Raw genomic sequence first — 8,945 nt, forward strand, 5'->3', positions numbered from 1 at the left:
CCTCTAAGAGAGACGCGTAGCAAGTTCCCGAAGGGTAATTTCACGTCTCTACATTATTGGTTTATTTGGTTGGATTGGGTAAATTATTACTATCCAAAGTCTGCACTGTCAAAACCTGGGGAGGACTAGCATCGGGGGGATAGAGAAAATCAACTTCCACAAGTCTTCTTTCACCTGGTTTAATTGGCAGGGCAACTAATGGTTCCCCGGATTGTCCGCGTTTTTGTACCAAATGCACAAAATCAGTTTGGAATTTACCCAAATCATCGCGATAACGAACTCTCACAGTACCTCTAAAAAAGGTTGGACGCGCAAGTTCTGCAAAAAACCGCAATCCTTTCTTACTCAACACATCCTCTTTAATAGGTGTCTGTACAGCAACTGCTACGTTTTGCACTGTTTGAGTATTGTTATATAGAGGCAATCTTAAACTATATTGCACCCCATAGTTACCGTGGGCAAAGTATGCAGTATCGGGGTAACGAGCTAACATTGGGGCACTTTGAATTTGATTTGTCCCCAAAGTTCCACCATGTAACGTACTCAAACCATAGGAAAATTTCTGTCCAGTTTGGGGAATCGTTAAAAATTTGGTTTTGGAATTATCGGTAATTGATGCTCTCCAATAGGAACCCCTAGCAACCCCCGCAACACGTCCATATTTTCTCCCAGTGGTTTGTTCTGGTGGTGTGGGGATAACATCTCTAGGAGTGGATAATTCACCGTTGTTTAAGAGGTTTTTCCATTCTTCCAAGGTTGGTGCTTTTTCGCTACCATCAGGATTAGTACGGGCAGCCATCGCTAAACTGGCTGCATAGATAGTACCGTTAGTCCGCAACCTTGCATAGGTCGATCTGCCGTTAAGAGGTGGTGTCAATCCTTGCACTGAAATGGAAGTATTTTGCAACATTTGATATTGCCCAGGTGCGATCGTAATCTCCTTGGGGAAAACATCTTGTCGTAATCCCCGCAAAATATCGCTCATTACCCGACTACCAGGACCTGCATACACTTTACCATCTAGGTTCTGAGCAAAGGCAGGTAGCTCGATAAATGGTGCGTCTGGTTGGCTCAGATAGCTGGCTGCTTGTAAGACGCTGACCTTGACAGGTTCCTTGCCAGGATTGTATAAGATGATGCCAAGGTAAAGCGATCGCAGATTATCGGGAGTTGGTGCTTGGTAAACGTGATGGGCAAAAACATCAAATCTCCTGCTAAAGGGAAAATTTAGATGTGCTTCGGGATTTTTTTTGCCTGCTGGGGGGAAAGTAGAAAGTAAAATCCCTTCTTTGACGACTTTTTCCGGGCTATTACTATTGAATACTGGTACATTGTCTAGCCTACCAGGTAGGGAACGTACCTCTTGAGTTTGAACCACTTCTTCAGGGGGAAGTGGGGTTGGAGTTGTCTGAGCTAGGGAAAAAGCGAGTAAGAATGGCAACATATACTGATAGATTTTCTTCACTTTCAAGACGCTACTAACTTGGTGAAAGTGCCAGACAGTGAATAATTGATAGAAAACCTTCCAAGACAACCGATAAATTATCTTTGGTCAAAATGGGAACGTGAATAAATATGCAAGAAGATTTATTTGGATGAAATTGGGAATGTAAATTGAGATAATTTAGTACCGAATAATACAATCCTTCACAGACAAATCGACCACAGTTGTGACTAATTTCAAGTGCTGTTGACTGCCGTACTAAGTTATCTAAATCTATAGATGTACGCAAAATTGATTCGTTCCAATCTTCTCCAATATGGACTGTGCTACGAGCATTTGATTCCACACTTAATTTGCTCCGACTTTCTGCCATCCCACAACAGATGATATAGTCTGGTTGTGTTTCGTCAATTTGGGTTATTACTTTTGCGCTGGCAGTTTTGACATCCACAGGTAATTTCCTTAAAAAAATCAAATCATTAGGGACAAAGTTGACCTTGTTGACCAACTCCAATAAATCATCCGACGAATTTGATGTGTGATGGGGCAACCAAATATCAAAAGAAGTTAATATAAATCTTTTCGTCATAGCAATTATTAATTACAATATAAAAAGTCTCCACAATAAATAGTTTATCGGGAGAAAGTCAATGGCAACAATCGCAGTCGTCGATTACGGCATGGGAAATTTACATTCAGTCTGCAAAGCACTGGAAAAAGCCGGGGCAACTCCTAAAATCACAGACTCTCCAAAAGTTATCGAACAAGCGGATGCTGTTGTTTTGCCTGGTGTTGGTGCTTTCGATCCGGCAGTTCAACATTTACGATCGCGTTCTTTAGAACAACCCATAAAAAATGCGATCGCATCGGGAAAACCTTTTCTTGGTATCTGTTTGGGTTTGCAAATTCTCTTTGAATCTTCCGAGGAAGGAAGGGAACCTGGACTCGGAATTATTCCCGGAAAGGTTAGACGTTTCCTCCCCGAACCCAATATTACAATTCCCCATATGGGTTGGAACCAACTCGAATTTACCCAGCCAAAACACCTGTTATGGGAACACTTACCCCCACAACCTTGGGTATATTTCGTTCACTCATATTATGTCGATCCTAGTAATCCCAGTGATAAAGCTGCGATCGTAACCCACGGAAATCAAAGTATCACTGCTGCGATTTCTCGTGATAACCTCATGGCTGTCCAATTTCACCCCGAAAAGTCCTCTAATATTGGCTTGCAAATTCTCTCAAATTTTGTCTCTCAAGTTTTGATAGAAGTAGCAGCGTAATATATAGGGGAAAAAAGAGAAAGGAGAAAAAAAGAAAAAGAAAAAAGGAAAAAGAAAATAAGGGAAAGGATAAAGTATTTTGGAATTAGTCTAAAATCCAAAATCCAAAATCGAATGAGCCTAAGAATATACGGAAATCGCCTGCTGAAAACTTTACCAGGGCAAGAGATACGTCCAACGGTCGCACGGGTAAGAGAAGCATTATTTAATATTTGGCAGAGTGAGATTTCTGGTTGTCGCTGGCTCGATATCTGTACTGGGAGTGGTTCGATGGGGGCAGAAGCCCTATGTCGTGGCGCAAGTTTTGTAGTGGGCATCGAACAATCGAGTCGTGCCTGTGCAATTATTCAAGAAAATTGGCAGAAAGTAGCTTCATCTGACCAAAAATACCAAATATTGCGGGGTGATGTCCTCAAGACTTTACCAAAACTTGCGGGACAACAATTTGACTGCATCTACTTCGATCCACCCTATACAAGTGACTTATATCAACCCGTACTGGAAACTATAGCGCAACATCAACTTTTAGACCAAAACGGTGCGATCGCAGTTGAACACAAACCCAAAAGATGGAAAGCACCAATTATTCCGACTTGGGAAATTTGCGGTGAAAAAACCTATGGGAATACAGGATTAACTTTTTACCAAATTGAAGGGAATGGGGAATAGGGGATTGGGGATTGGGCACTTAAAAGACTTATTTAGTGTAGTTACCGAAAAAGGCAGAAGGCAGAAGGAATAAAATATATTTTTTGTCCTCTGCCTTATTGGTTTAAAGCCCTCCGCAATTGGACGGGACGGAAACCGACACCACCCATTGCTCTCTAAATTTATTTATGAAAAAAATAAAAAGGTGTCCTTATTTGAAACCCATAAATGGATTTAGAGGTTTCCTTTCTGCTTTCTCATCAAAAAATTCTTAAGCCTCTCCCTTTAGCAAGGGGAGAGGTTTGGAGAGGGGTTCTATATTATTCAAGTCTATTCAGTATCTGCATGACACTCGCTATTCCCCTTGCCCATTTACCTAAATTCCGAGTTGATTTCCACGCTTGTACTGAATATATGCCTTATAGAACAATCCCGACAAAGTAATAAGACTCAGACCTAGAACCATACCGCACAATAAGGGTTCAACCACTTTTAATCTCCTTGTTACGTTCATTAAAACTTTATCTCTATTCCCGATTCTAGCAAATTCGGTATAAATCCCGCCTTCGATATTGCTTTTATTTGGTGGAGGTAATAGAAAAACATCCGTTCCTGCTTGCAGACAGCATCAAGAACTTTTAAGCTATGTGTATGAAATGAAAAATTTTTGTAAACCTGACTTTCAAAGTAACCCTCTTGGATAACCGGATTCCCACACCTGAGATTTTTTTACAGCGCTTCATTTTAATGGTGCTGGCAATTTTGCTTGCGATTGTATTAAGCATATTTGTCGTGCGTGTGGTACAAGCCTCCGATCCATACGTTAAGACTGTTTTAGCCCTTCAAGGCAACCCAGTACAAGGACATGCTATCTTCCAAATTAACTGCGCTGGATGTCATGGTTTAGAAGCTGATGGACGAGTTGGTCCCAGTTTACAAGGAGTTTCCAGGCGTAAATCTGAATATGGATTAATTCAGCAAGTAACAAGTGGCGAGACTCCACCAATGCCTAAATTTCAGCCTAACACCAAAGAAATGGCTGATTTATTAAGTTATTTAGAGACGCTTTGACAATCCCCAATCTTTCATAGACGGGGATTCTTGAATCTTAAGATATAACTTGCTCAATCAAGCTTTCGCCAGAACGAGATATGACTTGATAATTGCTGTTAATTAAAATTCGCGTTGGTATTTCTCTTAGCCAGAAAATCCCCACAGATATATAAAAATTTGTATGCTGAGGTTAATACGTCTTAATAGTTCTTTAGATTAAGAGTTCTTTAAAAAACTGTGCAAGAAGATTTTAGATTAATTATAGATTTAGTTTTGGTTCTCGCTGTCGCTGCCTGTGGTGGTTTAATCGCGGCGCTATTACGACAACCTGTTTTACTAGGTTATCTCATCGGCGGGATGGTTGTGGGACCAACTGGACTGGGGCTAATTAAGGAATTAATCCAAGTTGAGACGTTAGCACAGTTTGGTGTAGCATTTTTGCTGTTTGCGTTGGGTGTGGAATTTTCGCTTGCAGAACTCAAAAAAGTTCAAGCGATCGCACTCGGTGGTGGTGGTTTACAAATAGTCTTAACTATCTCGGTGACAACATTAGTATCCCTTGGTTTTGGCTGGGTGACATCTCCACCCCAAGGTGTATTTTTGGGGGCAATTTTATCCCTGTCTTCCACTGCTGTTGTCCTCAAATGCCTGATGGAACGGAATGAGACCGAAACACCCCACGGGCAGGTTTTGCTGGGTATCTTGGTGGTGCAGGACTTGGCTTTGGGGTTAATGTTAGCGGTGTTACCTGCCCTTGATAAACCTGTTGAACAGATTGGCATAGCTGTTGCGATCGCATTGGGACGAATTGCTTTGTTTGCGGCTGGGGCAATTGTGGCGGGAAAATGGGTGATACCGCGATTGCTGCGATTATTAGCACGCACGGAAAGCCGAGAATTATTTTTGTTAGGTGTTGTGACTTTGTGTTTGGGAATTGCGCTGCTGACGGAATATTTGGGACTTTCGATTGAAATGGGGGCTTTTGTCGCTGGTTTAATGATATCGGAAGTTGAGTATGCCGACCAAACTCTGACTTATGTGGAACCGTTGCGGGATATTTTTGCCAGTTTGTTTTTTGTTGCCATTGGCATGTTAATTGACCCAATGTTTTTATGGAACAATCTGGAATTAATTCTCGGTTTGGTAGCGCTGGTATTAATTGGTAAGTTTTTAATTATTACCCCCATTGTCAAATTATTCCGCTATCCATTGAAGACGGCAATTATTGCAGGTGTGGGATTGGCTCAAATTGGGGAATTTTCCTTTGTACTTGCTAGCGAGGGGCAGGCTTTAGGGTTAGTTTCTAGACGAGTATATTTACTGATTTTGGGAACGACGGCAGTTACTTTGGTGATAACTCCCTTTCTGTTGCGGTTAGTTCCAGTTGCTTTTGATTGGTTGGAATCGATTCCTTGGTTAAAACCTTACATTAGTGGTGAAGGTCAAGCTTTGGAAATTGCCGATGATTTGCCTCTGAAAGACCATGTGGTTGTGTGTGGCTACGGACGTGTTGGGAAAAATTTGGTTAAATTATTACAGCAACATGATTTCCCTGTGGTTGTTATAGACCAGTCAGAGAGTAGAGTTCAGCAATTACGCGATGCAAAGATACCGTATGTTTACGGAAATTGTGTGAGCTTTCATGTATTAGAAACCGCAGGAGTGAATTATGCCAAAGGAATGGCGATCGCACTTCCCGATCCGATGAGTAGTAGAATGTCGTTAAAGCGTGCTTTGGAATTATCGCCGGAATTGGATATTGTGGTACGGGCGAATAATAATAAAAGCATTGAGGTATTTTACCAGTTGGGTGCTAGGGAAGTCGTTCAACCGGAGTTTGAAGCAAGTTTGGAAATGGCTACACATTTATTAACAGACTTGGGATTATCCCCATCCCTGATTCAACGGGAAATGCAAGAAATCCGCGATCGCCATTATTTAGATTTACGTCCTGAAGAAACCGAATCGGAAGTCTCCCGTGGTTTGCGGGAAGCTACCCAAGATTTAAACCGTCGTTGGTATGTGTTACCTGTTGGTTCTCCATTGGTGGGAATGAGTTTGGAGGAAGCTGATATCCGTTATTTGACGGGTGTAAGTTTAATGGCAATTCAGCGTGTAGGTGGTAAGGAAATAGATTATCCCGACGCAAAAACCAAATTAGAGGAAGGGGATAGGTTATTAATCGTAGGGGAAGATGGAGAATTTTCAGCCCTGGATGAATTTGCCAAAGGGCAAGCGGCAATTCCCACATTAAATACTGCTTGTCAGTGGGTTAATTTAGATAATAGCTGTCCAGTTTTGGGTAAAAGTATTGCTGACTTGGAATTAATAGAAGGTTTTGGTGTTCAGATTCAAGCAATGCGTCGTGATGGTAGGTTTATTAAGTTACCAGAAAAAAATACTGATTTACTAGTTCGCGACCAATTACTATTATGTGGTAATTTGTCGGCATTGCAGCAACTCGAACAGATGTTAGCACCATTAACTACTGTACCCCTATCAATCCCAGTTGTAAAAGCAGGGGAAACGGAAATATTAAAAGAATATTTGCCTTTGGATGATATGCGAGGGTAGGGAGTTCGGTATAAATTTAGTAGTGGTATATTTTATTGTAGGTTGGGTGGAGACGCATGAGAGATATTTATAGCGAATTGATAAATCTATATTTGCGTCGTAACCCAACATTTTATAAATTGTTTAAAGTGTCTCTTAAGCTAAAACTCACTTAATTTGTATACCGAAAACGTCATAGCAAGGCTTTCAGGGTTAAAAAGATATCATTTAGATGCGTCTAAGCTTAGTCGCTGAGTTTAGGTATTTTTGTGGTTTAAATAATTTCTGTTTTCTTCATATCATGTGTTGGGTTACGCAAAGCCTTCACCCAACCTACATGGGATTGCGATCGCTTAGTCTTGAAAGATTTTATTGTAGGTTGGGTGCAAGCGCAAGAGTGGTATTTGTAGCAATATGATAAATCTATATTTGCGCTGTAACCCAACATTTTATTATGGTAATTTCTAGTGCGATCGCAATTCCCCCATAGATTGAGCGCAACCCAACATTATGATACCGGGAAAACTAAAATTATTTAAACCACAAAATCTCTAAATTCCACAAGGAAAATTGACACTTCCATTATTCTGCAAATCAAAATATTTATCTAAAATTACCATAATAGAATATTGGGTTTCAAAGCAAATTTTAGACTTGTCATATCGCTGCAAATATATATCTTTTTGGCTGAATCGCAAATATGTTTTTTTGTCAACCGTAACAAAATCTCAAATCAATGTTTAGATTACAAAGTTAATTTTAGGCTTATTTACAACCAAAAAAAACAACGCAAGAATAATACTTTCAGAGGCTCAAAAATCAAAGTTATACGCCTCCCCTGATTATTCAGAATATCGCATCCTGAAAGTACTGTCAATCCGTACACCCATTTCCTATTTATCAAGATTCCCTGACATTCTTAACATATCAGACTTAAATAATTTAAATCATAATTGGGTCAAAACATTCTTTTTACTTATGTAAACCCGAACAAGTGCATTAAGCTAACTTTCAAGACAGTCGCTACATATTTCTGTTGCGAAATTCTTCAACCCAAATCATCTAAAATCCAACGCTAAAATAGTACAATTATTCTAATTCCAACCCAATTCAAAAATTAGACTAATTATGACTAGTCTAGTACCCAAACCCCAAGCAACAGAGATTTTTTACCCAAGTTCTGACGGTGAACCCTTGGCTGAAAGTTACCTGCATCTATGTGCCATACTCGCTACCTTAGAAGTCTTAAGGCAATATTTACAAGGTCGTCAAGCGACTGTTCTGGCAGACCAATTTCTCTACTATGCTCAAGGATATCCCCGTTTGCGTGTTGCACCAGATGTCATGGTGATTTTTAATGTTACTCCCGGAGGACGGGATAATTATAAGATTTGGGAAGAAGGAGAAGTGCCATCGGTAATTTTTGAAATGACTTCCCCCGATACAAAAGAGGAAGATACCGGACATAAAAAAACCCTATACGAACAGTTAGGGGTTCAAGAATATTGGTTGTTCGATCCTAAAGGTGATTGGATTGAAGAACAGTTGCGTGGTTATCGGTTACGGAATGATGAATATGAACTCATCACAGATAATCGTAGCGAACCTCTACAATTACGGTTGCAAGTAGAAGATACATTAATTGGTTTTTATCGCGAAGACACGGGGAAAAATTACTGTTCCCCGACGAGTTACGAACTGCACTACAACAGGAAAAAATAGCGAGACAGCAAGCTGAAGCAGAAACGAGAGTTGCGCGATAAGCAAGCTTAACGCCAAGGGCGTACCGCAAATCGAACAACTTCAGGAAAAATTAAGGGAATTAGGTGTAAGAGTGTTCCAAGTAAAAAAGTGCCCAATTGTCATGCTGAATGGAGCGAAGCCCAATGAAGCATCTCTGTCTATTACATAGCGACTCAGGATCAACAGTTGGATCATTTATTTCTTGGATTACTCTAAGT

General features: G+C 40.4%; 7 protein-coding genes and 1 pseudogene. 5 read left to right on the forward strand and 3 right to left on the reverse strand.

Going from position 1 to position 8,945, the window contains the following annotated elements:
- Positions 1-61: 61 nt before the first annotated feature.
- Together CK510_RS20665 and CK510_RS20670 are read right to left on the reverse strand one after the other, a co-directional pair.
- The gene (locus CK510_RS20665; RefSeq protein ID WP_095723497.1) at positions 62-1,444 is read right to left on the reverse strand and encodes a DUF3370 domain-containing protein; all 1,383 of its coding nucleotides are present in this window, start codon (positions 1,442-1,444) and stop codon (positions 62-64) included.
- Between the two features lie 34 nt (positions 1,445-1,478).
- A complete protein-coding gene (locus tag CK510_RS20670) occupies positions 1,479-2,033 on the reverse strand; it encodes a C15 family peptidase (RefSeq protein ID WP_095723498.1) in 555 nt (184 codons plus the stop codon).
- Between the two features lie 61 nt (positions 2,034-2,094).
- On the opposite strand from CK510_RS20670, the gene hisH reads away from it, so the two are divergent.
- Positions 2,095-2,730: an imidazole glycerol phosphate synthase subunit HisH gene (gene hisH / locus CK510_RS20675; protein WP_095723499.1), complete on the forward strand. Its 636-nt coding sequence runs from the start codon at positions 2,095-2,097 to the stop codon at positions 2,728-2,730.
- A 114-nt stretch (positions 2,731-2,844) separates the two neighbouring features.
- Entirely contained in the window at positions 2,845-3,399 is a 555-nt protein-coding gene (gene rsmD / locus CK510_RS20680) for a 16S rRNA (guanine(966)-N(2))-methyltransferase RsmD (RefSeq protein ID WP_095723500.1), read from the forward strand.
- Between the two features lie 355 nt (positions 3,400-3,754).
- Here rsmD and petG read toward each other — a convergent pair whose 3' ends face one another.
- Positions 3,755-3,868 (reverse strand): cytochrome b6-f complex subunit V, encoded by a 114-nt coding sequence (petG, locus tag CK510_RS20685; protein ID WP_095723503.1) that lies wholly within the window; start codon positions 3,866-3,868, stop codon positions 3,755-3,757.
- A 206-nt stretch (positions 3,869-4,074) separates the two neighbouring features.
- Here petG and CK510_RS20690 point away from each other — a divergent pair, with 206 nt between their 5' ends.
- The 3 genes and pseudogenes from CK510_RS20690 to CK510_RS20700 all read left to right on the forward strand — a co-directional run bounded on the left by CK510_RS20690 (position 4,075) and on the right by CK510_RS20700 (position 8,896).
- Positions 4,075-4,449 (forward strand): c-type cytochrome, encoded by a 375-nt coding sequence (locus tag CK510_RS20690; protein ID WP_095723501.1) that lies wholly within the window; start codon positions 4,075-4,077, stop codon positions 4,447-4,449.
- A 219-nt stretch (positions 4,450-4,668) separates the two neighbouring features.
- The gene (locus tag CK510_RS20695) at positions 4,669-7,005 is read left to right on the forward strand and encodes a cation:proton antiporter domain-containing protein (RefSeq protein ID WP_095723502.1); all 2,337 of its coding nucleotides are present in this window, start codon (positions 4,669-4,671) and stop codon (positions 7,003-7,005) included.
- A gap of 1,107 nt (positions 7,006-8,112) precedes the next feature.
- Positions 8,113-8,896, forward strand: a pseudogene (locus CK510_RS20700) (Uma2 family endonuclease).
- The last annotated feature ends 49 nt before the right edge of the window (positions 8,897-8,945 follow it).

Source organism: Brunnivagina elsteri CCALA 953, assembly GCF_002289455.1.
GTDB classification, from domain to species: domain Bacteria; phylum Cyanobacteriota; class Cyanobacteriia; order Cyanobacteriales; family Nostocaceae; genus Brunnivagina; species Brunnivagina elsteri.